This window comes from Streptomyces sp. NPDC048196 (assembly GCF_040652715.1).
Classification (GTDB): domain Bacteria; phylum Actinomycetota; class Actinomycetes; order Streptomycetales; family Streptomycetaceae; genus Streptomyces; species Streptomyces siderophoricus.
This window is the reverse complement of sequence record NZ_JBEZMM010000007.1, coordinates 87,985-114,195: the sequence shown is the minus strand read 5'-3', so window position 1 is coordinate 114,195 and position 26,211 is coordinate 87,985. Positions and strand designations below refer to the sequence as shown.

Below are 26,211 nucleotides of genomic sequence, written 5' to 3'. Positions count from 1 at the left end.
CCGTTTCACGTGAAACAGCGCGATGTTTCACGTGAAACGGAGGTGCTGACGAAGCCCCTGCCCGGCTCGACCGGGCGGGGGCTTCGCCATGTTCTGCCCCTGCTCGTACGGCAGGATGGGCCCATGACGAGCGTGCGACAGGACGAGCCGGTGCGGCCGACGAAGCGGGACGAGGTGGCGGCGGCCGGCAGCGAGCTGATCGGAGGGCCCATCGGCCGGCACGCACTGCTCGGCACGAACTGGCTGACGCCGGTACGCGTCATCGCGCTGGTCGCGATCGGGATGTTCGCGCTCGGCATGGTGCAGAAGCTGCCTTGCTACAACGGCGCCTGGTTCTTCGGCGCCACGAGCCAGTACACCCATGCCTGCTACTCCGACATCCCCCATCTCTACGCCGGCCGTGGCTTCGCCGACGGGCTGATCCCGTACTTCGACCGGCTGCCCGGCGACATGGAGTATCTGGAATACCCCGTGCTGACCGGTGTCTTCATGGAGGTCGCCTCCTGGATGACGCCGCACGGCGGGGACCTTCAGTTCCGCGAGCAGATCTACTGGCTGGTCAACGCCGGGATGCTGATGATCTGCGCCGCCGTCATCGCGGTGTGCGTGACCCGTACCCACCGGCGGCGTCCCTGGGACGGCCTGCTGGTGGCGCTGGCGCCCGCCTTCGCGCTCACCGCCACCATCAACTGGGACCTGCTGGCGATCGCCCTCACGGCCGCCGGGATGCTGATGTGGTCCCGCAGCCGCCCGCTGGCCGCCGGTGTCCTGATCGGTCTGGCGACCGCGGCGAAGCTGTACCCCGTGCTCCTGCTGGGGCCGCTGCTGGTGCTGTGCTGGCGGGCGGGGGCCTGGCGCGCGTACGGCAAGGCGGTGGCGGGCGCCGTGGTGTCATGGCTGGTGGTGAACCTGCCGGTGATGATCACGCACGATGCGACGGGCTTCCACATCCGCGAGGGCTGGGCGAAGTTCTATGTCTTCAGCCAGCAGCGGCCCATCGACTTCGGTTCCGTCTGGCTGCTGATCTCCCAGCGCACCGGGGCCCCGCTGGAGAACGCCAACACCTACGCCACGCTGCTGATGATCCTGGGCTGCGGCGCCATCGGCCTGTTGACGCTCTGCGCGCCGCGCCGGCCGCGCTTCGCCCAGCTCGCCTTCCTCGTCGTGGCGCTGTTCATCCTCACCAACAAGGTCTACTCCCCGCAGTACGTCCTCTGGCTGACCCCGCTGGCCGTGCTGGCCCGGCCGCGCTGGCGGGACTTCCTGGTCTGGCAGGCCTGCGAGGTCATGTACTTCCTCGGGATCTGGATGTACCTCGCGTACACCGGCAACGGCGACAAGCACCAGGGGCTGCCGCCTGAGGGCTACCAGCTGGCCATCGCGCTGCACCTCCTGGGCACCCTCTACCTGTGCGCCCTGGTCGTCCGGGACATCCTGATGCCGGAGCGCGACGTGGTCCGCAGGGATGGTGACGACGACCCGTCGGGCGGTGTCCTGGACCGCAGTCCCGATGTGTTCGTGCTCGGGCGGGCGTACCACCCGCCGCGCCATGCGGTGCACTTCGAGAAGGTGCCACCGGTGCGCTGGGGTGTGGCCCGCGACTGAACCGGCCGGCTCCATGCGACGGGCTCGGGGCCGCAGAGGTGATCTGCGGCCCCGGGCCCGTTCTCTTCGTTCGAGGAGTCCGCGTGCGGCTCAGCGGTCCACGAGGCGGTCGTACTGCGTGGTGGTGTGCCGCAGATGGGCCACCAGCTCCTCGCCGACCTGCGGCTGCGGCGCGTCGGCCGGTACGAACAGGATCGAAACCTGCATGTGCGGCGGCTCGGCGAACCACCGCTGCTTGCCGGCCCAGAGATACGGCGCGAGGTTGCGGTTGACGGTCGCCAGGCCGGCCCGGGCGACTCCCTTGGCGCGCGGCATCACGCCGTGCAGTGCCTTGGGCGCCTCCAGTCCGACACCGTGCGAGGTGCCGCCGGCCACCACTACCAGGTAGCCGTCGGAGGCCGCCTTCTGCTGGCGGTAGCCGAAGCGCTCGCCCTTGGCGACCCGGGTGACGTCCAGCACCGAGCCGCGGTACTCGGTGGCCTCGTGGTCGCCGAGCCAGAGCCGGGTCCCGATCCGGGCGCGGAACCGGGTCTGCGGGAACTGCTGCTGGAGACGGGCGAGTTCATCGGCCTTGAGGTGGCTGACGAACATGGTGTGCAGCGGGAGGCGGGCGGCCCGCAGCCGGTCCATCCAGCCGATGACCTCCTCGACGGCGTCGGACCCGTCGGCGCGGTCCAGCGGCAGGTGGATCGCGAAGCCTTCGAGCCGGACGTCCTCGATGGCCGTGGCCAGCTTCGGGAGGTCCTCCGGCCTGACGCCGTGCCGCTTCATGCTGCTCATGACCTCGATCACGACCCGGGCGCCGACCAGCCCGCCCACGCCCTCGACCGAGGAGACCGAGCGGATCGCCCGGTCGGGCAGCGGCACCGGCTCCTCGCCGTGCCGGAACGGCGTCAGGACGAGCAGGTCCCCACTGAAGTAGTCCTTGATGTGGGCCGCTTCGTAGGTCGTCCCGACCGCGAGAATGTCGGAACCCAGGCGGGTGGCCTCATCGGCGAGCCGCTCATGGCCGAAGCCGTAACCGTTGCCTTTGCAGACCGGGACCAGCCCGGGGAACTGCTGGAGAACGCTCTGCTGATGCGCCCGCCAGCGCGCGGTGTCGACGTAGAGGGTGAGCGCCATGGCCGAGCCCGGAACCTTTCTCGTGGCTGGGGTGTGTCAGGAGTACGGACGGTGCGGTGGAGCGGTCAGCGGCGCGACATGTAGATGTCGAGCGCCTTGTGCAGCAGTTTGTTGAGCGGGAAGTCCCACTCACCGAGGTACTCAGCTGCCTGCCCGCCCGTGCCGACCTTGAACTGGATCAGGCCGAAGAGGTGGTCGTTCTCGTCCAGCGAGTCGCTGATGCCGCGCAGGTCGTAGACCGTGGCGCCGAGCGCGTAGGAGTCCTGCAGCATCTTCCACTGCATGGCGTTGGAGGGCCGGACCTCGCGGCCGATGTTGTCCGAGGCGCCGTAGGAGTACCAGACGTGCCCGCCGACGACGAGCATGGTCGCCGCGGAGAGGTTCACACCGTTGTGCCGGGCGAAGTACAGCTTCATGCGGTTGGGGTCCTCGGAGTTGAGGGCCGTCCACATGCGCTGGAAGTAGCCGAGCGGCCGCGGGCGGAAGCGGTCGCGCTCCGCGGTGATCTCGTAGAGGCGCTGCCATTCAGCCAGGTCGTCGTAGCCGCCCTGGACGACCTCGACGCCGGCCTTCTCGGCCTTCTTGATGTTGCGGCGCCACAGCTGGTTGAAGCCCTTGTGGACCTCCTCCAGCGAGCGGTCGGCCAGCGGCACCTGGAAGACGTAGCGGGGCTGGACGTCACCGAAGCCGGCGCCGCCGTCCTCGCCCTGCTGCCAGCCCATGCGCCGCAGCCGGTCGGCCACCTCGAAGGCGCGCGGCTCGATGTGTGTCGCCTCAACGTCGCGGAGCCGCTTGACGTCCGGGTTCTGGATGCCCGACTTGATCGCGGCGGAGTCCCAGCGGCGGATGATCACCGGCGGGCCCATCTTCACGGAGAAGGCGCCCTGCTGCTTGAGGTGGCTGAGCATGGGCTGCAGCCAGTCCTCCAGATTCGGCGCGTACCAGTTGATGACCGGCCCCTCGGGCAGGTACGCGAGGTAGCGCTTGATCTTGGGCAGCTGGCGGTAGAGCACCAGGCCGGCGCCGACCAGCTCACCGCTCGCGTCGAACCAGCCCAGGCTCTCCGAACGCCATTCGGCCTTCACATCCGCCCAGGCCGGAACCTGCATGTGGCTCGCCGCGGGCAGGCTCTGGATGTATGCCAGATGCTGCTCTCGACTGATGGTCCTCAGGGTCAGGCTCATGCGGGGCGCTCCTCGGCAGGTGTGTCCCCTTGTTCGGGGCTCCGGCTCTCGCGCCGAAGCCTACTGTGGCCGGGGAGCGCCCCGTCTGGGCCATACGCGCCGGGGCCCCGTATGCCGCAGTGGCACCGGGACCGGGCGGCTATCCGATGAGGCCCCCGAAGAGGCCGCCGTGCGCCATGCCGAGGTAGAAGCCGAAGCCCGAGGCTCCGAGACCGATGATCAACAGGAAGCGCTCACCCGTCGTCGACGAGATGAACTGACCCCACAGGCCGGTGCCGATTCCGACCAGGCCAACCCAGGAACTGACCAGATACAGACTGGGAGAGAGAGTGGTGAAGGCGGCGATCGCGCCGAGCACCACGGTGACAAGGGCGAAGGTGTTCTCTACGGGATGGTCCTTGCCGTCGCTGTTGAGGAGCGAGAGCAGACTGTGCTGGATCCTGGCTGCCTGTGCCATGCGGCACCTCCGATGACAGGGGCGGCGCACTGTAACGCCGCTCACACCCGTTGTGTTCCAGATTGGGGGGTGTACCGGGCGGATTTCAACCGGAAGACTTCAGGCAGGTACTGTGTACCGTCTGCGCCCATGTCTGTCCGGTGACCGGTCCGGCTCGGCGCGGAACGCATATGACCCTCCTGCCACGGAACGACCGTGGCCGCTGAGTCCAAAGGAGGTGGGTTCACCATGCGTCACTACGAGGTGATGGTCATCCTCGACCCCGATCTCGAGGAGCGCGCTGTCTCCCCGCTGATCGAGAACTTCCTCTCCGTCGTCCGTGAGGGCAACGGAAAGGTCGAGAAGGTCGACACCTGGGGCCGTCGTCGTCTCTCGTACGAGATCAAGAAGAAGCCCGAGGGCATCTACTCGGTCATCGACCTGCAGGCCGAGCCTGCGGTCGTCAAGGAGCTCGACCGTCAGATGAACCTGAACGAGTCGGTCCTCCGGACCAAGGTTCTCCGTCCCGAGACCCACTGAACGCGTCAGCGTCCAGCGGTAACCGGGTCCGAGTAGCAGCAACACCAGCAGCCAGCAGCACACCCGCCGAGAGGTTCCCCTAATGGCAGGCGAGACCGTCATCACGGTTGTCGGCAATCTTGTCGACGACCCCGAGCTGCGCTTCACCCCGTCCGGTGCGGCGGTCGCGAAGTTCCGCGTCGCGTCCACTCCCCGCACCTTCGACCGTCAGACCAATGAGTGGAAGGACGGCGAGAGCCTGTTCCTGACCTGCTCGGTGTGGCGCCAGGCGGCCGAGAACGTCGCCGAGTCCCTTACGCGGGGTACCCGCGTGGTCGTCCAGGGCCGCCTCAAGCAGCGGTCGTACGAGGACCGCGAGGGCGTGAAGCGCACGGTCTACGAGCTCGACGTCGAGGAAGTGGGCGCGAGCCTCAAGAACGCCACGGCCAAGATCACCAAGACCAGCGGTCGCGGTGGCCAGGGCGGCGGCTTCGGTGGCGGTCAGGGCGGTGGCCAGGGTGGCGGCGGCTGGGGCGGTGGCTCCGGCGGCGGCCAGCAGGGCGGCGGCGCTCCCGCCGACGACCCGTGGGCGACCGGCGGACCTTCTGGCGGTGGCCAGCAGGGTGGCGGCGGCGGTGGCTGGGGCGGCGGCTCCGGCGGTGGCTACTCGGACGAGCCGCCCTTCTAAGTCCGTATCGGCTCGGCACTGCGTTGTTTCACGTGAAACAGCGCCGTGAAACGGGCGGCGGCCTTGAGGGCGTCAGCACAAACTTCTTGAACTCACTGGAGAGAGACAATGGCGAAGCCGCCTGCTCGCAAGCCTAAGAAGAAGGTTTGCGTGTTCTGCAAGGAGAAGATCTCCTACGTCGACTACAAGGACACGAACCTGCTGCGGAAGTTCATCTCCGACCGCGGCAAGATCCGTGCCCGTCGAGTGACCGGCAACTGCACGCAGCACCAGCGTGACGTCGCCACGGCCGTGAAGAACAGCCGTGAGATGGCGCTGCTGCCCTACACGTCCACCGCGCGATAAGGGAAGGGTGACCGACAAATGAAGATCATCCTCACCCACGAGGTCTCCGGCCTCGGCACCGCCGGTGACGTCGTTGACGTCAAGGACGGGTACGCCCGTAACTACCTGGTTCCGCGTGGTTTCGCGATCCGCTGGACCAAGGGTGGCGAGAAGGACGTCGCGCAGATCCGCCGCGGCCGCAAGATCCGCGAGATCGCGACGATCGAGCAGGCCAACGAGGTCAAGGGCCGGCTCGAGGGCGTCAACGTGAAGCTGGCCGTGCGTGCCGGCGACGCGGGCCGCCTGTTCGGTTCCGTCACCCCGGCCGACGTCGCTGCGGCGATCAAGGCTGCCGGTGGTCCGGACGTCGACAAGCGCCGCGTCGAGCTGGGCTCGCCGATCAAGACCCTGGGCGCGCACCAGGTCTCCGTGCGTCTGCACGCCGAGGTCGTCGCGAAGCTGGGCGTCGAGGTCGTCGCCGCGTAATCGCAGCACCGAGCCGAAGGGCCGCACCCCATCCTGGGGTGCGGCCCTTCGCCGTGCCGGTCCGCGGTCGCCTTGGCCGACGACGGCGGGATCAGTCGTCGTCCTGGGCCCGCTTGTACAGCGCGGCGATGTCGTCGTCGAAGTACGCCGCGTACGAGACGTCGTCCTCGTCGCCGCCGCCCTCGTGGCCGCCGAGGACACCGATGACCGTGCCGGTGTGGCTCTTGGGGTCGTAGTCGGCCAGCCAGGGGCTGCCGCTCGTACCGCCCTCGAAGTCGGTGCACTGGATGCGCATCTGGGTGTCGCTGTACTTCGTGGTGCGGTTCTGGCAGGAGATGGGGCTGTTACGGCTGGTCGGATAGCCGGTGATCTTGACTTCGTTGTCGAAGCCACGGTCGATGCCGAGGGTGTTGCCGCCCAGCACGTCCTGGATGTTCTTGCCGTCCTTCTTGTCCAGGATGAGGAAGGCGACGTCGAGGTCCTCGTCCTGCGACTTGGCCCAGCGGTCGTCGACGATCACCTTGTTGACCTTCCACAGGCCGGTGGGCTCCTCGCCGTCGCGGTAGTCGGGGGCGAAGAAGAGGTCGTCGACCGTGCTTCCGGCGTCGGCGTCGAAGGCACAGTGCGCGGCCGTGATCAGCATGTTCCGGCCCGGGCTCTGCACCACGCTCGCGGTGCAGAAGTGGTCGCCGGAGTCGTTCTTCTCGAAGACCACACCGACCCGGGCGTTCTGCTCGGTCCGGCGGGGGGTGTAGGCATTGCCGTCATCGGCCGGTGCGGTCGCGGCGGGGTCCTGGTCCTGCGGGTCCTGGCTGGACTCGCCGGACTTGCCGAAGCTGCTCCGCCCGCCGGCTCTGGTGCTGGTGTCCGACTCGTCCGAGGCGTATCCCGCCACGGCGGCTGCCATGACGAGGACGAGCGTCATGGGCAGCAAGGACTTCCTGGCAAGCGAGCGCACCCCGCCATTATCGACAAGCGCGCAGTGTTGCGGGAGATGCTTCAGCGAGAGGCTCCGGTCACAATCCATCGGCCGGACCGGGTACGCAGCAAGAGCGTGACCATGCGCACGGTCATCATCAGGGCCATGGTCCACCACAAGGTGACCAGACCGCCGCCGAAGGCGGGCACGGCGAGCGCGGCCGGAGCGAACAGGGCCAGCGTCAGGACCATCGCCCAGGCGAGATACGGACCGTCCCCCGCGCCCATCAGGACGCCGTCGAGGATGAACACGACGCCGGAGACCGGCTGGGTCACGGCCACCACCAGGAGCGTGGTCAGCAGCGGGTCCCGTACGGCGGGGTCGGAGGTGAACAGCGGGATGAACAGGGGGCGGGAGAGCACGACCATGAGCCCGAGGACCAGGCCGGCGGCGATGCCCCACTGCACCATGCGGCGGCAGGCGGCCCGGGCGCCGGCCCGGTCCCCGGCGCCGAGGTGGCGGCCTATGATGGCCTGCCCGGCGATGGCTATCGCGTCCAGCGCGAAGGCCAGCAGGTTCCACAGCGTGATCACGATCTGGTGGGCGGCAACTTCGGCGTCGCCCAGCCGGGCGGCGATGGCGGTGGCGATCATCAGCACCGCGCGCAGTGACAGCGTACGGACCAGCAGCGGGACGCCGGCCTGGGCGGAGGCGCGGATGCCCGCCGTGTCGGGGCGCAGCGAGGCGCCGTGCCGGCGCGCGCCGCGGACGACGACGGTGAGGTAGACGGCGGCCATGCCGCACTGGGCGATGACGGTGCCCCAGGCGGAGCCGGCGATGCCGAGGCCGGCGCCGTAGACCAGTCCGACGTTGAGGGCGGCGTTGGCGGAGAAGCCGCCGATGGCGACGTAGAGCGGGGTCCGGGTGTCCTGGAGGCCGCGGAGCAGGCCGGTGGCGGCCAGCACCATGAGCATCGCGGGGATGCCGAGCGCGCTGATGCGCAGGTAGGTCGTGGCATACGGCGCGGCGGTGCCGGAGGCGCCGAAGGCCTCCACCAGCCAGGGGGCGGTGGGCAGCACGGCGGCGATGACCGCGGCGCCGAGCAGCAGGGCGAGCCAGATGCCGTCCATGCCCTGGCGGATGGCGGCGGGCAGGTCGCCGGCGCCGACCCGGCGGGCGACTGCGGCGGTGGTGGCGTAGGCGAGGAAGACGAAGACGGAGACGGCGGTGGTGAGCAGCCCGGCGGCGATGCCGAGGCCGGCCAGCTGGGAGGTGCCGAGGTGGCCGATGACGGCGCTGTCGACCATGACGAAGAGGGGTTCCGCGACCAGGGAGCCGAAGGCGGGCACGGCAAGGGCGATGATCTCGCGGTCGTGGCGGCGGGCGATGCGCCGCGGGGTCGCGGGAGCCTGTGTCATGCACTCAATCTAATCTTCCACAGGTAAGAGATGCAAACCATTTGCACTCCTTACTTTGCGTGGTCCGGCGCCGTCTTCTCCGTGCCATTTGCCGCGATCTTGAACAGGTGGTGGAAGTTTTTCTCCCCCACAGCCTATGGATGAGGAAACCGCAGGTCAGAGCGGTGCGGACGGGGTGATTGTGTGCTTGTCCACAGAAGTTTCCCCCGCCCCGTGCACAGGATCCGGGGAGTTCTCCACAGCTGGGGGCCAGTCATCCACACGGCCTGTGGATAACCAGATTGGCGGACGGTGCCCACGGGCCTACCGTGGTCCGGCGCCCGCCGCCCGTTCCGGCCTGAGACCACGTCCGAACTCGACGCGCCGTAACCGGAGTCGGGCGTCTCGATTGTCAGAGCTGTGCCGTAAGAAGGAAGCGCACAGCAAGGTCCGCGCCGCGGACGGGAGGAGGTGCCGGGGTGAGCATTCCCGAGCCCATGGAGGACCCCTGGGCGGGCTCCGGCCCCAGCGACCTGCTGCCGGCCGCCCGGTCCCGGCGGCCCGACGGCAAGGGCCGCGGCCGCGGTGACCGGCCGGACCGCGAGGACGACGGCGGTTCCTGGCCCGGCGGCTTCGAGCGGGTCCCGCCGCAGGACCTGGACGCCGAGCAGTCCGTGCTCGGCGGCATGCTGCTGTCCAAGGACGCCATCGCGGACGTCGTCGAGGTCCTCAAGGGCGAGGACTTCTACCGCCCCGCCCATGAGCTGGTCTTCCAGGCGATCCTCGACCTCTACGCCAAGGGCGAGCCGGCCGACCCCATCACCATCGCCGCCGAGCTCACCAAGCGCGGTGAGATCGGCCGGGTCGGCGGTGCCTCCTACCTGCACACCCTCGTCCAGTCCGTCCCGACGGCCGCGAACGCCGAGTACTACGCCGAGATCGTCCACGAGCGCGCCGTGCTGCGCCGCCTGGTCGAGGCCGGCACCCGCATCACCCAGATGGGATACGCCGCGGACGGCGACGTCGACGAGATCGTCAACAGCGCCCAGGCGGAGATCTACGCCGTCACCGAGCAGCGCACCAGCGAGGACTACCTCCCGCTCGGCGACATCATGGAAGGCGCCCTCGACGAGATCGAGGCGATCGGCTCCCGCCAGGGCCAGATGACCGGCGTGCCGACCGGCTTCACCGACCTCGATTCCCTCACGAACGGCCTGCACCCGGGCCAGATGATCGTGATCGCCGCGCGTCCCGCCATGGGTAAGTCCACCCTCGCGCTGGACTTCGCCCGGGCCGCCTCCATCAAGAGCAATCTCCCCAGCGTGATCTTCTCGCTGGAAATGGGGCGCAACGAGATCGCGATGCGTCTGCTGTCCGCCGAGGCCCGGGTGGCGCTGCACCACATGCGCTCCGGCAGCATGACGGACGACGACTGGACGCGGCTGGCCCGCCGGATGCCGGACGTCTCCGCGGCGCCGCTCTACATCGACGACTCGCCCAACCTGTCGATGATGGAGATCCGCGCCAAGTGCCGCCGGCTCAAGCAGCGCAACGATCTCAAGCTGGTGGTCATCGACTACCTCCAGCTGATGCAGTCCGGCGGCTCCAAGCGCGCCGAGAGCCGCCAGCAGGAGGTTTCGGACATGTCCCGTAACCTCAAGCTGCTGGCCAAGGAGCTGGAGCTCCCGGTGATCGCGCTCTCCCAGCTGAACCGTGGTCCCGAGCAGCGCACGGACAAGAAGCCGATGGTGTCGGACCTCCGTGAATCCGGCTCGATCGAGCAGGACGCCGACATGGTCATCCTGCTGCACCGCGAGGACGCCTACGAGAAGGAGTCCCCGCGCGCGGGCGAGGCCGACCTGATCGTGGCCAAGCACCGTAACGGCCCGACGGCCACGATCACGGTGGCCTTCCAGGGCCACTACTCGCGCTTCGTGGACATGGCGCAGACCTGACGACGCACCTCAGCGTGGCGATCGACGAGGGCGGGTGGTGGGAACGTCCGCGCGGGCGTCCGCGGCTGCGCGGAGGTGGATGTCGAGCCCGCCCGTTCCCGGCGCTTCCACGCCCGGCAGCAGTCGCATGTCCCGCCCGTAGTCACCGCCGTCGAGCGACCGGAACGGGACCGGTTCGTCGGTGAAGAGCCCGTCGAGGCGTCGCCCGAACTCCCGCTTCGCCACCGCGAGTCGGTCCTCCGGCAGGTCGTTCGCGCCGTACATCGCGAACGGTTCGAGCGGTGTCATGCCGGTGAACCAGAACAGACCGTGCTGGACCGGGTGGAGGACGTCCGTCAGCCGCCCGTGGATGCCCCGGTCGGAGAACGCGGACTCCCGGGCGCCGACCGTCACCGACACAAGAGCCCGGCGCCCCGCCAGGGCACCCTCGCTGTAGGGCGGCGGCACTGCCGGGCCGTACCCGAATCCGCTGGTGAACACCCGGTCCATCCAGCCCTTGAGGATCGCGGGCACCGAGAACCACCACAGCGGGAACTGCAGGATCACCGCGTCCGCCCAGCGCACCTTCTCCTGCTCCGCCGCGATGTCGGGCGCCAGCCGTCCCGCCAGTGTGGCCCGCTCGGAGGCGGCCATCACCTGCAGCCGCTCGTCCGCGGCGTGGTCGGGGAAGTCATCGGCGTCCACCGTCGCCTTCCACTTCATGGCGTAGAGGTCGGACACCCGCACCTCATGCCCGGCCGCACGCAGGTGCTCGACCGCGAAGGAGGTCAGAACGGCATTGAGCGAGCGGGGTTCCGGATGGGCGCTGACGACGAGGATCTTCTTCGGCTGCTGCGGCGTGGCTTCGGTCATGCGGCCACGTTCTCCTGAGCGCGACCGGGTAACCAGAACCCGCTTCAACCGCCGGAACGGCGATCCTGGTAATGCGAGAGCCACCCATACTTGACCGCATGGACGGTGCGGACCACAACGAGCAGACAGGCGGCGGGGGCCAGAGGACCGGCAACGCAACCGGGATCGGGGCGGTGGGCGGAGTCGGCGACTCCCGGCGGGCGCTCGGCAGCTTTCTGCGGGCCCGCCGGGGGCGGGTGGCGCCGGAGGACGTCGGGCTCGCCGGCGGACGGCGACGCCGGGTGCGGGGGCTGCGCCGTGAGGAGTTGGCCCAGCTCGCCGGGATCAGCGTGGACTATTACGTGCGCCTCGAACAGGGCCGCAACACCCAGCCGTCCCCCGAGGTCCTCGACGCCCTCGCCGACGCGCTCGGCCTCGACGCGGCGGAACGCAGGCACCTCGTCACGCTGGCCGATGCCCGGCGGGGTCCCGCACCCACGGTCCGGGTCAGTCCTGGGCTGCAGCGGATGCTGGACGCCATGGGCGCCCTTCCGGCCTTCGCGACGAACCACCGTCTCGACGTGGTGGCGTGGAACGACCTGGGTGCCGAGCTGATCGGTGGCCTGGCCGATCCGGCACGCCGCGACCGGAACAACGCCCGGTACCTCTTCCGCGACCCGGCCTCCCAGGAGCTCCATCCCGAGTGGCAGGACCGGGCAGCGGAGGCCGTGGGCCAGTTGCGGGTCGCCGCAGGCCGTTACCCCGAGGACATGGAACTCGCCGCGCTCCTCAGCGAACTGTCCACGCACAGTGCCGAGTTCCGGCGGATCTGGGACAGCGGCGAGGTCGTGATGTGCGGTGCCGGACGCAAGCGACTGCGGCACCCGGTGGCCGGCCTGCTCACCCTGGACTACGAGACGCTCCATGTGCCGGCCGCACCGGGCGAGACGGGCCTCGTGGTGCACGTGTTCAGCGCCGAGGAGGGCAGCGGTGCGGCGGTCGCCCTCACCCGGCTGGCGACCGCCGCCTCGGCGGCATGAGACGGCCCCAGGAGCGCTGAGGGGGGCGGGCGGCGCCGGTCGACGGCCACGAGCCGCGGGACCGATCCCGGGCTTTGACCTTCAGGTTGGTTGAAGCTCCAGAATCGCGTGCATGGACGACACCGGCGAGCTGTTGAGCATCGGCGCGTTCGCGCGGCAGGTGGGCCTGGCGCCGAGCGCCCTGCGGTTCTACGACGACAGCGGGGTGCTGCGGCCGGCCCAGGTGGACGGTGCGACGGGCTATCGGCGTTACGCCGCGGACCAGGCGGTGCGGGCGGTGCGGCTGCGCCGCCTGCGGGAGGCGGGGCTGTCGCTGGTCGATGTCGCGGTCGTCCTGGACGGTCCGCAGGACGCGGCACGGGACGTACTCCGTGAGCATCTGGAACGGCTGCGGCGGACCGCCGATGAGGCGCATGCGGTCGTGGCGGGATTCCTGGGCGAGGCGTCCGGCGAGGCGGCGTACGGCAACGGCTGGGCCCGGGCGCGGGTGGGCGGTGCCGAGCTCGCCAGCGCCGTACGGCAGGTGGCACCGGCGGCCGCGCGGGGCGGGGCCGCTCAAGAATTTCCCGTACTGGGCTGTGTGGCGCTCGAACTCGCCGACGGTGAGGTGCGGTTGGTCGCCACCGATCGCTATCGGCTGGCGGTGCGGGTGCTGCGGACGGAGGAGTTCGCGGGGGGACCACGACAGGTCCTCATCGGGGCGGACACTGCCCGGAGCCTGGCGGAGTGGGCCGTACGGCAGGCGTGGGTGGACGTGGAATGTGACGGGGAGACGGCGGGCGTACGCCTGCGGAGCGGAGCGACCCGAGCGGACTGGCGCGAGGTGCCGGAGCCCGTCGACATCGCGCGCGGTGGGTCCGATGAAGGGCCACAAGCAAAGGACCTGGCGAGCTTTCCGGACTACCGGATGGTGCTGCAGGGTCTGGAAGCGGAGCGGCATCGACTGATCGTGGACCGGGTGGCGCTGCGGGACGCCGTGGCGGGGCGGTCGGGGGCGGTGTCGTTGTCGGTCCCTTCCAGGGGCGAGCGCGAGGGCAGCGGGCCGGCCGAGACCGAGGGGCTACAGCGGGCGGTTTCACGTGAAACATGCGATGGATTGCTCGATGTTTCACGTGAAACGGCGGCGGCCGACCCAGAGACCGTTCAGACGCTGGTGGTGACGGGCGGGGCTCGGGGACCCGTCCGGCTGAGGGCCGTGCTCATGGGAAGCGCACTCCGCATTGCCTTTGACCCGGCGGTTCTTGTGCCCGCGCTGGAGGCCGGAGTGGGGCCGGATGTGCTGATGGAGATCGCCTCGGCGGACCGGCCGGTCGTGGTCCGTTCCGCCGACCAGGGAAGTTTCACGACGCTGGTGATGCCTGTACGCGGCGCCGGGCGGCGGCGATGACGGAGGAGGGGAGCGGGAGGATGGATCCAGAACTGCCCGTGGTGCGGTTGTGCGGGGAAGGGATGCAGGCCGAGGCGGAGGGGCGGGCGGAAGCCGCGCGCGAACTCTTCCAGCAGGCTTGGGACATCGCCGCGGACGACTATGAGGCGTGCATCGCCGCGCACTACCTGGCGCGGCACCAGACGTCGACGGAGGAGACGCTGCGGTGGAACCAGGAGTGCCTTGACCGCGCCGATCGCGTCGCGGATGAGCGCGTTCGGGAGTTCTATCCGTCGCTGTATCTGAACATGGCCCACGCCTACCGCCGGCTCGGCCGCCCCGCACTCGCTCACCACTACTTCCAGCGGGCAGCGGAGCGGGTGTGCGAGGCACCCGGAGGCCGGCACGACCGGCACGATGCAGCACACGACCCACGTGATCACTGCGCCCACCAGGGCCAGTACGGCGACTGGAACCGTTTTGCGATCGCGGAGGGGCTGCGGGCGACGGTCGACGCGGTGCCTGCCGACGTGTCCGACGCCCCCAAGCTGCCCGGTGCCGCGCGGCCCCAGCCCCTCGATGCCGAGGTGGACGGACGTATCCGGGAGCTGGTGGCGTCTTGGTGTGTGCGGGCCGACCTCAAGGCGCTGGGGCTGACGCTCCCGGCGTATCTCGGCTACCTCGGAACGGAAGCGGACCGTGTACGGCTCCGGTCCGCGCTGCACATGGTGCATGCGGCGCGTTGGCTGCCGACGGACGAGCAGACCGAACTGGGCGCGGTTATCGGGGCGACGGCGCTGTGATGAGGGGTGAGGATGGTTGCCGGTCGAGTCGGACCCGTCGTTGAGGAGCGCGCCATGACCATCCCCCAGTCCGCGGAGTCGCATGAGCCCGTGGCGGACGGCCCCCGGCGGGTGGGCAGGAGGCCGGTGGGGGTCGAGGCCTCTGAAGCGGGCACGGAGCTGTTGCCCGAGACGCGGCGGGCGCTGCTGCGCCGACTGGCCGTCGGGCAGGCCGAGGGGCGGGCGCCTTCGATGGTGGGCGCGGTGGTGCGCGAGGGACGACCGGTCTGGCGGGGGAGCAGGGGCTCGGTCGAGGGGGAGGCGTCGCACGGCGATGTGCAGTACCGGATCGGCTCGCTCACCAAAACGCTGGTCGCCGTCCTGGTGCTGAGGCTGCGTGACGAAGGACTGCTTGGCCTGGATGATCCCGTGGGCCAGCACCTCAAGGGCACGCCGGTGCCGGAGGCGACGATCGCCCAACTCCTTTCCCATTCCTCGGGGTTGACGGCCGAGCCGCGTGGCCCGTGGTGGGAGCGGACCGCGGGCGAGCTGCGCCCCGAGCCGGCCGATCTGTTCGATGAACGCCCGCAACGGCTCGCGGCGGGCCGCCGGCACCACTACTCCAACCCGGGATACGCCCTGCTCGGCGCAGTGGTCGAACGGCTTCGGGGCGGTACGCCCTGGTACGAGGTGCTGCGGGGCGAGGTCCTCCAGCCCCTGGGCATGGCCCGTACGACGCTGAGCCCGCAGGCACCCCACGCGAACGGCTGGGCGGTGCATCCGTGGGCGGATGCGCTGCTGCCGGAACCTGCCCACGACACCGGACTGATGGCTCCGGCCGGGCAGTTGTGGTCGACAGCGGACGACCTGTGCCGCTGGGCGGCCTTCCTGCTGCGCGGCGACGACCGGGTGCTGAGCGCGTCGACCGTGGCCGAGATGCGTACGCCCGCGGTGCCGCCGGAGGAGAACGGCTGGGACGCCGGGTTCGGGCTGGGGATCCAGCTCGTACGCCGGGAAGGGCGCCGGCTGGCCGGCCACACCGGCTCGATGCCCGGGTTCCTGGCGGCACTGTGGACCGACCCGGAGGAGGACGTGGCGGCGATCGTGCTGGCGAACTGCACCTCAGGCCCTGCGGTCTCCACCATCGCGGCCGAGCTCGCCGGGATCGTGACCACATACGAGCCCCGGATCCCCGAGCCCTGGCGCCCGCTGTCCGGACCGCTGGATCCGGAACTGCTGGCGCTGACCGGGCCCTGGTACTGGGGAGCGAACCCCCATGCGCTGCGGCTGCGGGCCGACCGCGAGCTGGAACTCGCCCCACTGTCCGGGGCGGGACGAGCCTCGCGATTCCGGGCCGAGGACGACGGCACCTGGACCGGCCTGGACGGCTACTACGCGGGCGAGACGCTGAAGGCGGTGCGGAACGAACAGGGCGCGGTCAGCCATCTCGACCTCGGCACCTTCGTCTTCACCCGTGGCCCCTACGAGCCGTCGGGACCGGTGCCCGGCGGGGTGGACCCGGAGGGTTGGCGGGTCTGAAGCCCGTCAGGCGGCGGCGCGGACTCCGGACGTACAGTCGAATCTGATGTCAGGAGCCGCGCCGAGGCGGCTCGCTACCGCTGGAAGGCCCCATGACTGCCGTGTCTGATCCGACCGCGAACACCGCCGCCCCCGACCTGCTCGACCTGCCGCCCCTCACCGCGGCCCACTTCGCGCGCATCGAGGACAAGGTCGCCGCGCTGATGCGCACCCGCTGCGACATCGTGACGATGCAGGGTGAGGCGCTGCTGCCGCTGGAGGCCTGCATCCGGTCCGCGGTACGGCCCGGCAGCACCGCCCTCAACATCATCACCGGCCCTTACGGCGAAACCTTCGGCGGCTGGCTGCGTTCCTGCGGGGCCGAGGTGGTCACCCTCTCCGCACCGTTCACCGGGGCGGTCGACCCGCGCCAGGTGGCCGAGGCCCTGCGCGAGCGCCCCGAGATCGACTTTGTGAGCCTGGTGCACGCCGAGGCTGCTACCGGCAACACCAACCCCGTCGCCGAGATCGGCGCCGTGGTGCGGGAACACGGGGCGCTGCTGATGCTGGACGCGGTCGCTTCCGTCGGTGCCGAGCCCCTGTTGACCGATGAGTGGGGTGTGGACCTGTGCGTCATCGGCGGCCAGAAGGCACTGGCCGGGCCCGCCGGAGTGTCCGTGGCCTCGGTCAGCGCCCGGGCGTGGGAGCGGATCGCCGCCAACGAGCAGGCCCCGCGGCGTTCGTATCTGTCGCTGCTGGACTGGAAGGAACGCTGGCTCGACGGCGGTCGTACGGCTCTGCCGCACGCGCCGGCCCAGCTGGAGATGCTCGCTCTGGAGCAGGCGGCGGACCGGATCGACGCGGAGGGGCTGGACGCGGTCATCATTCGGCACCGGGCAGCGGCAGCGGCGACCAGGGCCGGTGTACGGGCCCTGGGGAAGCTGACTCCGTACGTCGTGCGTGACGAAGACGCGGCGCCGGCAGCGACAACGCTGCGCGCGCCCGAGGGAGTCGACGCGCGGGAGATCGTGGCCGCCACACTCGCCGTGGATGGAGCGGTACCCGTGCAGGCCGCGGCGGGCACGCTGGCCAAGGAGATGATCCGGGTGAACCACTACGGTCGTGCCGCCGACCTCGCCGTGGTCAGGGCCTCGCTGGTGGCGCTGGCTGGAGGGCTTCGTGCACTGGGCGTCTCGGTGGATGCCGAGGGCGCAGCCATTGCAGCGGGCGAGGCGTGGGACGAGGTGTCCGCCGGCTGAGGAAGGCCGGAGGTCGGGTCGTGTTTCACGTGAAACACGACCCGACGCCGATGCGCCATGCACCGCCGTTTCACGTGAAACCATCTCATTCGCTCGGGCCCGAGGTTGCCGAAGTGCTCCTCAAGGGTCCCTTTTTGTTCACCAAGTAGCCTGCGTAGTCGCGAAGTTGAGCGCTGCTTGCTGCAGCGCGCGGACGTGGAGTCCGGCCCGATGGGGTGTACTCCGGTGGCGCGCAAGGTGCTCCGGCCGCAGGGTGAATGTTGAAGATCCCCGGCGCGCTGGAGGTTCCCTCCGCCGCGTCTGGCGGCTCTCACTCGAGCCCTGGCCCCGGCTCGTGGGCTCGACCGCGTCTCCCCCTCCGCTACCTCGCCGCGAGTCCCTTAACGATCATGTCCACACGCTCTCATAGAATCGGAATGTGCCACCCGGTTGGAAGTGCGGGGTGCGCGAACCGGTTGGGCAGGGACTTCAGGAGGTCCGGTGAGGGCGGAGGGTGGTGCCCGGCACGGCCATGCGCCCGCGCGTGCCGATGCGCGGCGTAACAGGGCGCTGGTGCTCCAGGCGGCCCGATCGGCCTTTGAGGAACAGGGGTTGGGGGTGCCCCTTGGGGAGATCGCCCGCCGGGCCGGGGTCGGTGCGGGCACCGTCTACCGCCATTTTCCTTCCAAGGAAGCCCTGTTCAGGGCGGCGGTCGTGGAGCGGATCGAGCTCTTCACCGACACCGCACGGGACTTGGTGGATGTCGACGACCCCGGGGAGGTCTTCTTCCGCTACTTGTCCTCGGTGGTGCGGCTCGCGTCACGGAACAAGGCGTTGTGTGACGCCCTGGAGGCGGCCGGAACGGGACACTTCGCGCCCTCGCCGGAGGTCGGGCGGGACTTCGACGAGGCGCTGGAATCCTTGCTCACGAGAGCCCAACTCGCCGGCGCAGTACGGCTGGACGTCGGGCTGGCCGACCTCAAGGCGCTGCTGGTGGGTTGCCTCTCGATGGAGCAGGCCCGGTCCGGACCGGATGGGGACGGCGGGGCGCCGGGCCGGATGGCGGCGCTGATGTGTGATGCGCTGCGTTCTCATGGCACCGTAACGAAACTGCCTGGTTCGTCCGGAAATCGTAACGAAACGTGCTGTGCGGAGTGCGGGACGGTGATCGAAGCCGCGCGTACCGGCCGGCCCGCTCGCTACTGCGGCGGGGCCTGCCGGCAGCGGGCACACCGGGCGCGGGGCCGTACCCGGCGCGGGTGACGCCGTCCCTCGTTCACAGCATCAGCTTGAAGCCCAGGTGGGAGGCCTCGAAACCGAGGCGCTCGTAGAAGCGGTGGGCATCGACGCGGGTGGCGTCGGAGGTCAGCTGCACCATCCGGCAGCCCAGCGTGCGCGATTCGGCGATCGCCCACTCGATGAGCTGGGTGCCGAGGCCGCTGCTGCGTTCCTCGCGGTGGACGCGTACGCCCTCGATGATCGAGCGGGTGGCGCCGCGCCGGGACAGGCCGGGGATGACCGTGAGCTGCAGTGTCCCGATCGTCCGTCCTTCGCGCGTCGCGACGATCAGGTGCTGGTTCGGGTCGGCGGCCAGTGCCGTGTAGGCGGCGACGTACGGAGTCAGGTCGTCCGGCGATTCGCGGGCGGCGCCCAACGGGTCGTCGGCAAGCATCGCGACGATGGCGGGCAGATCGGCCTCGGTGGCGCGGCGTATCTCGATGTCGCTCATGGGCGCGACCTTATGCCTCGGCGTCTCCGCCGCGCCGACCTGACCGCTGCTCAGGCCTGCGACGGGGCGAGCGTCTGGACCGCTGTGACCAGCGGTGCCAGCTCAGGCCGCTGTGCCGCCTCCTTGAGGGCTTCGTAGAGGGCCCCGTCATGCGTCGGCCGGGCCTCCACCAGAAGGGCCAGCCCCTCAGCCGTGACGTTCGTGTAGATGCCACGCCGGTCGTCAGGGCACAGATAGCGGGACAGCAGGCCGCGGTCCTCCAGGCGGGTCACGAGGCGGGTGGTGGCGCTCTGGCTGAGCACGACCGAGTCCGCGACCTGGTTCATCCGCAGATGGCCGCCCGGCCCGTCGTGCTGCTCGCTGAGCACGTTGAGGACCGAGAACTCGCGGACGCTGAGGTCGTGCTGCGCCTGCAGCGCACGCTCGATGTGCGTCTCGATGCGGCCGTGCAGCGCCGAGAGCGCGCACCAGCCCTGGGCCAGGGCGGGGGTGGCCGCCGGCGGGCAGCCGGACCCGGTGTCCGGGCTCGCTGCGGGGTCCAGGGTGTCCGGTCCCGCGGCCTCCACCTGCGGGGCGCCTGCCCTCGCGGCCTCCGTCTGCGGTCGAGCTGCCTGCTTCTCGCGCGTCTGCTGCGTCATCGAAGACCTCCTCATGGGGCGCACGATCCAGGATAGGACACCGGCGAAATATCCGGCGCTTGCAATTAACCCGCGTCTGCAATTATTGTGGACGCTCGTAAGGGACGGACGCAATCATCCGAAGGGATCCGTCATGCCTCTCGCACTCCTGGCTCTTGCCATCGGTGCTTTCGGGATCGGAACGACCGAGTTCGCGGTCATGGGCCTGCTGCCCGACATGGCGGCCGGCTTCGATGTCTCCATCCCTCTCGCCGGCTACGCGACCACCCTCTATGCCCTCGGCGTGGTCATCGGCGCCCCGCTGATGACGGCGCTCGGCACGCGCTTCACGCGCAAGCAGATGCTGATGCTGTTGATGGGCCTGTTCATCGTGGGCAACCTGCTCACGGCCGTCGCACCCAGCTTCTGGATCATGCTCGTCGGCCGGATCGTCTCCGCCTTCACACACGGCGCGTTCTTCGGCATCGGCGCCCTCGTTGCCGCCGACCTCGTTGCCCCCCAGAAGCGCGCCACCGCCATCTCGCTGATGTTCAGCGGCCTGACCGTCGCCAACGTCGTGGGCGTGCCGGCCGGCACGATGCTCAGCCAGCAGTTCGGCTGGCGGACCACCTTCTACGCCATCACCGCGCTCGGCGTGATCGGCCTGCTGGGCATCATCAAGCTGATCCCGGCGCAGCGGGCGAAGGCCGCCTCGCCCCTCGGCAGCGAGCTCGCGGTCTTCCGGAACCCGCAGGTCGGGCTGGCAATGTTGATGACCGTCCTCGGCTTCGGCGGTGTCTTCGCCGCGGTCACGTACCTCGCCTCGATGATGACCGAGGTCACCGGCTTCGCCCCGTCCTCCGTCATCTGGCTGACGGCCATCTTCGGCCTCGGCATGGTCGGCGGAAACCTGGTCTCCGGCCGTTTCACCGACCGCGCCATGATGCCGATGCTGTACGTGTCGATGACCGGCCTGGCACTCTCGCTGGCCGCGTTCAACTTCACCGCGCACAACAAGATCGCTGCGGTGGTCACCATCGCGCTGATCGGCATCTTCGGCTTCGCGACCGTGCCGCCGCTGCAGAAGCGGGTCATGGACCAGGCGGCCGCCGCACCCACGCTCGCCTCGGCCGGCAACATCGCGGCCTTCAACTTCGGCAATGCGCTGGCCGCTTGGCTCGGTGGGCTGGTCATCTCGGCCGGCCTTGGCTACACCGCACCCAACTGGGTCGGTGCACTGATGACCGCCGCCGCGCTCGGTGTGGCGATATTCGCCTCCGCACTGGAGCGGCGCCAGAAGGGCCGTGGCGGCCCCATACGGCTTGATGTACGCCGACCGCACCGGACGGGCAGCGCCGCAGGCCCCCTCGTACGAGCTGCCGCCGGCCTCTCCACCGCCCTGACGCCGCCCGCACGCAAGCATCACGCGTCCGGCCTCAAGCAGGACCACAGGTGAGACCCGGCCGGCCCTCCCCCCAACAAGAACTCCGCAAGAAAACCCGCAAGAAACTCCACAAGAAATCCCGCAAGGAACCCCTCATGAGCACCTCCCCCGCCGCCACGACCTCCCCCTCCACCACGACCTCGCCTTCCACCGCTGGCCCCACTTCCGCCTCCGTCGCCGACAGCGGCGCTCCCGTCGTCCGCCCGCTCACCACCCGCGATGCGGAGAGCCTCATCAAGGCCGCCGTGCGGGCGGCCGAGGGCATCGAGGTGCGGGGCAGCGTCAGCGTTCTGGATGCGGGCGGGCATCTGCTCGGCTTCCGTAGGGACGATGCGGCCGTGCTGATCTCGGGGGAGACCAGCACCCGCAAGGCGTTCACTGCCCTCCAGTTGGACACGCCGACCGCCGACCTCGTCGAGTTGGTACGGCCCGACGGGCTCTTCCACACGCTGCCCACCGCGCTGGACCGGCCGCTGCTCTTCCTCGCAGGCGGGTTGCCGCTCCACCGGGACGGCCGGCTGATCGGCGCGATCGGCTTCGGCGGCGGCGCCCCCGATCAGGACCACCGGATCGTCCTCAGCGCGATAGCGGAGGCGGGCCTGGAGTGAGCTGGCCTGAGCGGGAACGAATCGGCCGACCGGTCGACCAGCCGCCCGTCAGCTGACCCCCGCGCCCGCCCTGCCGTGCCCCGGCACCCGGCGGGCGCGGGCTTTGGCGGTCCGGTCCTCGCGCAGCCGGCGGCCGCGGCGGGTGAGTCCCCAGGGCTTGAGGACGGAGATCGCGGTGAGGAAGAAGTAGAGGGTCGAGGCGACCGAGGGTGCAATGACGAGGGCGAGGGCGAGGTCGGGGGCCGGGTTACCGGTGGCGGCCTCGGCGGCGAGATGGTCGATCCCCGGACGGAGTGAGAAGACCGACAGCAGCAACGCGACCAGTGTCAGCCAGAACTTGAGGTAGACCCAGTGGTGCCGGGCCAGTCCCCAGGGGGTACCCAGCGACAGCACCAGACCGGTGCCCAGCGCACTCAAGGCGAGGGGGAGGATCAGCCAGTCACCGAAGATCTTCATCGCGCGGTAGGCGACGGCTGTCATCTCGGGGGAGTCGGTGGTCCAGCCCGTGATGCCGAGCGCCAGCAGCCCGAGCGTGACACCGAGCCAGCTGACGGATACGGCGACATGGAGGACGAGGAGGGCCCGGCGGGCGGGCCGGTTGAGCTGCTGCATACGTTCCACGGTCCTGGCCGGGCCCCTGTCGTACATCTGCCGCCGGGAGTATCCCCGTATACGCGCCCTTGAGTACGGCCCGCGGGGCGGCGGTTCGTGGTCGCGGTAACCCCGCTGCCGCTCGATGCCCGAGTCGCCTCGACGTCCGCCCTCTCATTTCCCGGGCCCGCCGCCTGGCACCCCAGCCCGCCGCTCGGCACCCCACCTGCCGCCCTTACCTCGGCCCGCCACCCCCACTTCGGTCCACTCCGCTCGCTTCGGTCCGTCCCCCCTCGCCCGGCCTCCACCTGTCCCTGCCTCCTACCCCCTACCTCCTGCCCCCGTAATCGTGGAGTGGTTACGCTCCCCGGCATGGGGACGCTGCATCTGTTCGATATGGACGGGACCTTGCTGTACGGGTCCGCGGCCGCTGTGGAGATATCCCGGCAGCTCGGTCTCGATCGGGAGATCGCCGAGTTGGAGCGCCGGTTCTCCGCGGCGGAGCTGACGCCGGTGCAGTTCGCGCAGTTGGCCTGCGAGCTGTGGGCCGCCGAGCTGACCGAACTTCAAGTGGCCGCCGCGTTCGACGGTGCCCCATGGCTCGCCGGAATTCGGGATGTCTGGGCAGATATCCGGTCACGCGGCGAACGGTGCGCGGTGATTTCCCTCTCGCCCTGCTTCTTCGTCGAGCGGCTGCTGGACTGGGGAGCCGACACGGCGCACGGTTCCCGCTGGCCCGCCGTGCCGATCCGGCGGCCGGTGAATCCGGACGGCATCCTCTCGTCGGCGGCGAAGGTGCGGATCGCAGATGAACTCTGCGTGCGTTACGGGCTGACCCGTGACGACTGCGTGGCGTACGGCGACTCCATGTCGGACACCGCGCTGTTCGCGGCGGTGCCCCGGTCCGTGGCGGTGAATGCCGACCACCACGTCAGTGACCTGGCCTCATTTGCCTACGCAGGACGTGATCTGCGGGAGGCATACGCATTGGTCCGTACCGGCGAGTAATTCCTCGCTTTCTGCGGCGGATTCACCCGTGTGTGCGCGGAAAATGCGCTCTGTGCTGAGGATCGTGGATATCGGAGGGGTGTGCGGACTGTTCCAAGATCCGGGCTTGTGGTTTCAACTACTGCCGGTATGGTCGAGTCCGGCTTGGCGGTGGTGAGGGCTTCCGCGGGCACACCAGGATGCGGCAAAGCTCGTCAGCCTAGCGGTGAAGGGGCCCGTGACGCCCGGACTTCCGACTGTTTGTCCGTTGTGCTGGACGGAGTGGCATGCTGCTGACGCGGCATCTGCTCCACATTGCCGCAGGGAAGTGAGATTTGTCCGCTTTAGAGGGTGTTGCCGGAATCGCTTGAGTCGACTAAGAATTCCGGTCAGGGCGGGGGAATTCCGGGCAGTTCCGGTCTACGGAAGTGCGAAGACGACCGAAAGACGTTCGAGGCGAGGCAGACCATGGACGCTCCGACCACCACATCGGCCGATAGCGGCTCTTCTGGCGGCAGCAGCGGCGATTGGGGTTGGTTCACTCCGCCGGCGAAGAAGTCCTCCGGGGAACAGCAGGAGCGACAGAATGCCCAGGACCGCCAGGATCCGGGCAGTCAGGACAGTCGGCCCCAGGGTGGCCAGGACCGGGATGGCCAGCACCAGGAAGGCCAGGATCGGAACGCTCCCTACGGAAGCGGCGGGGCCGAGTCCGGTGACTGGCACGAGCCCAACGGCCGGGGTGGGCCCAACAATCTTGACGAACGCTCCTATCGGGACGAACGCGCCTATCAGGACGACCGCGCCTATCAGGATGAACGCGCCTATCGCGGCGAACGAAGCGGACACGGCGAACTCCCCCATCGCGACGAAAGCGACCACCGCGGCACGCAAGACGCCCGTAATGCGTCGAACATCCCGAACCCTCCAAGCGACCGGGAGCGGATACCCAGTCGGCCGGTCAACCCGATCCGGCCGGTAGGAACCGCCGCCGATCGTGGGACGGAGCCGCCGCAGGCTCCCCAGCCGCACCGCGAGCCCCCCAACCCGTTCGGCGAGCCCGACGGCGAGTACGGGGACCCCACCCGCCCGTACGGCGACCCCGCCCCGGCATACCGGGACCTGTCCCGCCCCTACGGCGAGCCGGTTCACCGGCCGACCCAAGAGCCCATCGGCCAGCCGGTCCCGGAGTCCATAGCCCAGCCGGCCCCAGAGTCCACCCGTCGGCCGGCCCCAGAGCCCACCGGTCAGGCGGCTGCCGACCTCACCCGCCAGCCGGCCCCGGAGGCCGCTCTCCGTCGGCCCGTGGAGTCGTCGCCCCGCCCGTCCGTATGGGAGCGCGGCGCCGCCCGTGGCCATGAGCCCGAGCCCGTCCACGAAGCGGCACGCCGTACAACAGCGGCGCCCGCCCCCAGCGCCGCCCCCACCCACACCCCCAGCCCCGGTAATCCCCACCGCGACACGGCCAGCCCCGGCATCACCGGCCCCAGCACCCCCACCGCGAACCGCCCCACCACGAACACCCCCCACACCGGTAACCCCACCACCGATACCCCCGCCGCTCCCACCGCCCCTCAGCACCCCTCTGCCCCCCATCACTCCTCCGCCCCCCAGCACTCCCTCGCCGCGCTCGGGGCCACCGTGTCCGAGGGGTCCGCTTCGCCCGATGCGATCCTCATTCGTCGCACCATGGCCGAGATCGGGCCCGTGGCCGACAAGGTCACCTCGTACTTCTACGCACTGCTCTTCGTCCAGCACCCGGATCTGCGGGCCCTCTTCCCGGCCTCGATGGACACCCAGCGCGACCGGCTGTTCAAGGCGCTGCTCACCGCGGCCACACACGTCGACGACACCGAGGTGCTCACCGGCTACCTCTCCAACCTCGGCCGCGGTCACCGCAAATACGGCACCCAGCCCGACCACTACCCCGCGGTCGGCGAGTGCCTGCTCAGCGCGCTCTCCCGTTATGCCACGACCAGTTGGGGCCCGGAAACCGAAGCCGCGTGGGTGCGCGCGTACACCGCAATCTCCCAGATCATGATCGACGCGGCTGCCGAGAACGAGGCCGTGGCGCCCGCCTGGTGGCAGGCCGAGGTCGTCTCGCACGAGCTGCGCACGCCCGAGATCGCGGTGGTCACGGTCCGTCCCGACCAGCCGTACCCGTTCCTCGCGGGGCAGTACACCAGCATCGAAACGCCCTGGTGGCCGCGGGTCTGGCGGCACTACTCCTTCGCGTCGGCGCCGCGTTCCGACGGTCTGCTCTCCTTCCACGTGAAGGCGGTTCCGGCAGGCTGGGTCTCGAACGCCATGGTCCACCGCGCCCGCCCCGGGGACGTCCTCCGGCTCGGCGCACCGGCCGGTTCGATGACCGTCGACCACACCACCCGCAACGGCCTGCTGTGCGTCGGCGGCGGCACCGGCATCGCGCCCATCAAGGCCCTGATCGAGGACGTCGCCGACCACGGCATCCGGCGTCCGGTCGAGGTGTTCTACGGTGCCCGCAGCGATCACGACCTCTACGACCTCGACACCATGCTGCATCTGGAACAGACCCACCAGTGGCTCTCGGTCCGCCCGGTCGTCGCCACTGGGCCCGCGGTCCGCGGCGGAACGAGCAGCGAGACCGGGCAACTCCCCGATGCAGTACGGCAATACGGACCGTTCCGGGAATACGACGCCTATCTTTCCGGGCCGCCGGGCTTGATCCGCAGCGGTGTGGACGCTTTGGTGGGGGTCGGCATTCCGTCCGACCGCATACGGCACGACTCGGTGGAAGAGCTGGTCTCGGTAGGGGATTGAGGTCTTGGCAGAGCACGGCGAATACGGGC

At 70.0% G+C, this 26,211-nt stretch carries 25 protein-coding genes; 16 read left to right on the top strand and 9 right to left on the bottom strand.

The window, feature by feature from the left end; translation table 11 throughout:
* The first annotated feature begins 123 nt into the window (after positions 1-123).
* Positions 124-1,605, top strand: a complete 1,482-nt coding sequence (locus AB0E02_RS11090; protein ID WP_362137722.1) for a glycosyltransferase 87 family protein — start codon at positions 124-126, stop codon at positions 1,603-1,605.
* A 90-nt stretch (positions 1,606-1,695) separates the two neighbouring features.
* On the opposite strand, the gene AB0E02_RS11085 is transcribed toward AB0E02_RS11090, so the two are convergent.
* The 3 genes from AB0E02_RS11085 to AB0E02_RS11075 form a co-directional block, all read right to left on the bottom strand.
* A complete protein-coding gene (locus AB0E02_RS11085) occupies positions 1,696-2,727 on the bottom strand; it encodes an alanine racemase (RefSeq protein WP_362137721.1) in 1,032 nt (343 codons plus the stop codon).
* 65 nt (positions 2,728-2,792) lie between these two features.
* Positions 2,793-3,911, bottom strand: a complete 1,119-nt coding sequence (locus tag AB0E02_RS11080) for a peptidoglycan bridge formation glycyltransferase FemA/FemB family protein (protein ID WP_362137720.1) — start codon at positions 3,909-3,911, stop codon at positions 2,793-2,795.
* 139 nt (positions 3,912-4,050) lie between these two features.
* Entirely contained in the window at positions 4,051-4,368 is a 318-nt protein-coding gene (locus AB0E02_RS11075) for a hypothetical protein (RefSeq protein ID WP_362137719.1), read from the bottom strand.
* A 228-nt stretch (positions 4,369-4,596) separates the two neighbouring features.
* Between AB0E02_RS11075 and rpsF the strand changes: the two genes are divergently transcribed.
* The 4 genes from rpsF (at position 4,597) to rplI (ending at position 6,364) form a co-directional block, all read left to right on the top strand.
* Positions 4,597-4,887 carry a 30S ribosomal protein S6 gene (rpsF, locus tag AB0E02_RS11070; protein ID WP_006604399.1) on the top strand — a complete coding sequence of 97 codons (291 nt, stop codon included), beginning with the start codon at positions 4,597-4,599 and terminating at the stop codon, positions 4,885-4,887.
* Positions 4,888-4,969: 82 nt separating this feature from the next.
* On the top strand, positions 4,970-5,554 hold the full coding sequence (locus AB0E02_RS11065; RefSeq protein ID WP_201805678.1) for a single-stranded DNA-binding protein: 585 nt from the start codon (positions 4,970-4,972) through the stop codon (positions 5,552-5,554).
* A gap of 108 nt (positions 5,555-5,662) precedes the next feature.
* A complete protein-coding gene (rpsR, locus tag AB0E02_RS11060; RefSeq protein ID WP_003978893.1) occupies positions 5,663-5,899 on the top strand; it encodes a 30S ribosomal protein S18 in 237 nt (78 codons plus the stop codon).
* Between the two features lie 18 nt (positions 5,900-5,917).
* Positions 5,918-6,364: a 50S ribosomal protein L9 gene (rplI, locus tag AB0E02_RS11055; protein WP_362137718.1), complete on the top strand. Its 447-nt coding sequence runs from the start codon at positions 5,918-5,920 to the stop codon at positions 6,362-6,364.
* Positions 6,365-6,455: 91 nt separating this feature from the next.
* Here the strand turns inward: rplI and AB0E02_RS11050 are convergent, their stop codons facing one another.
* Together AB0E02_RS11050 and AB0E02_RS11045 are read right to left on the bottom strand one after the other, a co-directional pair.
* On the bottom strand, positions 6,456-7,322 hold the full coding sequence (locus tag AB0E02_RS11050) for a trypsin-like serine protease (protein ID WP_362137717.1): 867 nt from the start codon (positions 7,320-7,322) through the stop codon (positions 6,456-6,458).
* Between the two features lie 41 nt (positions 7,323-7,363).
* Positions 7,364-8,701, bottom strand: a complete 1,338-nt coding sequence (locus AB0E02_RS11045) for an MATE family efflux transporter (protein WP_362137716.1) — start codon at positions 8,699-8,701, stop codon at positions 7,364-7,366.
* A gap of 476 nt (positions 8,702-9,177) precedes the next feature.
* Here AB0E02_RS11045 and dnaB point away from each other — a divergent pair, with 476 nt between their 5' ends.
* Positions 9,178-10,635, top strand: coding sequence for a replicative DNA helicase (dnaB, locus tag AB0E02_RS11040; RefSeq protein WP_362137834.1), 1,458 nt, complete (start codon positions 9,178-9,180; stop codon positions 10,633-10,635).
* Positions 10,636-10,644: 9 nt separating this feature from the next.
* On the opposite strand, the gene AB0E02_RS11035 is transcribed toward dnaB, so the two are convergent.
* The gene (locus AB0E02_RS11035; protein ID WP_362137715.1) at positions 10,645-11,487 is read right to left on the bottom strand and encodes an NAD(P)H-dependent oxidoreductase; all 843 of its coding nucleotides are present in this window, start codon (positions 11,485-11,487) and stop codon (positions 10,645-10,647) included.
* A gap of 98 nt (positions 11,488-11,585) precedes the next feature.
* On the opposite strand from AB0E02_RS11035, the gene AB0E02_RS11030 reads away from it, so the two are divergent.
* The 6 genes from AB0E02_RS11030 to AB0E02_RS11005 all read left to right on the top strand — a co-directional run bounded on the left by AB0E02_RS11030 (position 11,586) and on the right by AB0E02_RS11005 (position 18,673).
* Positions 11,586-12,506: a helix-turn-helix transcriptional regulator gene (locus AB0E02_RS11030; RefSeq protein ID WP_362137714.1), complete on the top strand. Its 921-nt coding sequence runs from the start codon at positions 11,586-11,588 to the stop codon at positions 12,504-12,506.
* A 112-nt stretch (positions 12,507-12,618) separates the two neighbouring features.
* Positions 12,619-13,893, top strand: coding sequence for a MerR family transcriptional regulator (locus tag AB0E02_RS11025; protein WP_362137713.1), 1,275 nt, complete (start codon positions 12,619-12,621; stop codon positions 13,891-13,893).
* A 20-nt stretch (positions 13,894-13,913) separates the two neighbouring features.
* Positions 13,914-14,675: a hypothetical protein gene (locus AB0E02_RS11020; protein ID WP_362137711.1), complete on the top strand. Its 762-nt coding sequence runs from the start codon at positions 13,914-13,916 to the stop codon at positions 14,673-14,675.
* Between the two features lie 54 nt (positions 14,676-14,729).
* A complete protein-coding gene (locus tag AB0E02_RS11015) occupies positions 14,730-16,193 on the top strand; it encodes a serine hydrolase domain-containing protein (protein WP_362137710.1) in 1,464 nt (487 codons plus the stop codon).
* Between the two features lie 92 nt (positions 16,194-16,285).
* The gene (locus AB0E02_RS11010) at positions 16,286-17,431 is read left to right on the top strand and encodes an aminotransferase class V-fold PLP-dependent enzyme (protein ID WP_362137709.1); all 1,146 of its coding nucleotides are present in this window, start codon (positions 16,286-16,288) and stop codon (positions 17,429-17,431) included.
* Between the two features lie 480 nt (positions 17,432-17,911).
* A complete protein-coding gene (locus AB0E02_RS11005) occupies positions 17,912-18,673 on the top strand; it encodes a helix-turn-helix domain-containing protein (RefSeq protein ID WP_362137708.1) in 762 nt (253 codons plus the stop codon).
* A gap of 13 nt (positions 18,674-18,686) precedes the next feature.
* Here AB0E02_RS11005 and AB0E02_RS11000 read toward each other — a convergent pair whose 3' ends face one another.
* Positions 18,687-19,139: a GNAT family N-acetyltransferase gene (locus AB0E02_RS11000; protein WP_362137707.1), complete on the bottom strand. Its 453-nt coding sequence runs from the start codon at positions 19,137-19,139 to the stop codon at positions 18,687-18,689.
* Positions 19,140-19,189: 50 nt separating this feature from the next.
* Positions 19,190-19,681, bottom strand: a complete 492-nt coding sequence (locus AB0E02_RS10995) for a MarR family transcriptional regulator (RefSeq protein ID WP_362137833.1) — start codon at positions 19,679-19,681, stop codon at positions 19,190-19,192.
* Between the two features lie 229 nt (positions 19,682-19,910).
* Between AB0E02_RS10995 and AB0E02_RS10990 the strand changes: the two genes are divergently transcribed.
* Both AB0E02_RS10990 and AB0E02_RS10985 read left to right on the top strand, forming a co-directional pair.
* Positions 19,911-21,212, top strand: coding sequence for an MFS transporter (locus tag AB0E02_RS10990; RefSeq protein WP_362137832.1), 1,302 nt, complete (start codon positions 19,911-19,913; stop codon positions 21,210-21,212).
* Between the two features lie 83 nt (positions 21,213-21,295).
* Positions 21,296-21,808, top strand: a complete 513-nt coding sequence (locus AB0E02_RS10985) for a heme-binding protein (RefSeq protein WP_362137706.1) — start codon at positions 21,296-21,298, stop codon at positions 21,806-21,808.
* Positions 21,809-21,856: 48 nt separating this feature from the next.
* Here AB0E02_RS10985 and AB0E02_RS10980 read toward each other — a convergent pair whose 3' ends face one another.
* Entirely contained in the window at positions 21,857-22,420 is a 564-nt protein-coding gene (locus tag AB0E02_RS10980; RefSeq protein WP_362137705.1) for a DUF2269 domain-containing protein, read from the bottom strand.
* 351 nt (positions 22,421-22,771) lie between these two features.
* On the opposite strand from AB0E02_RS10980, the gene AB0E02_RS10975 reads away from it, so the two are divergent.
* Together AB0E02_RS10975 and AB0E02_RS10970 are read left to right on the top strand one after the other, a co-directional pair.
* Positions 22,772-23,407: an HAD-IB family phosphatase gene (locus tag AB0E02_RS10975; protein ID WP_362137704.1), complete on the top strand. Its 636-nt coding sequence runs from the start codon at positions 22,772-22,774 to the stop codon at positions 23,405-23,407.
* 447 nt (positions 23,408-23,854) lie between these two features.
* Entirely contained in the window at positions 23,855-26,182 is a 2,328-nt protein-coding gene (locus AB0E02_RS10970; RefSeq protein WP_362137703.1) for a globin domain-containing protein, read from the top strand.
* Positions 26,183-26,211 lie beyond the last annotated feature (29 nt).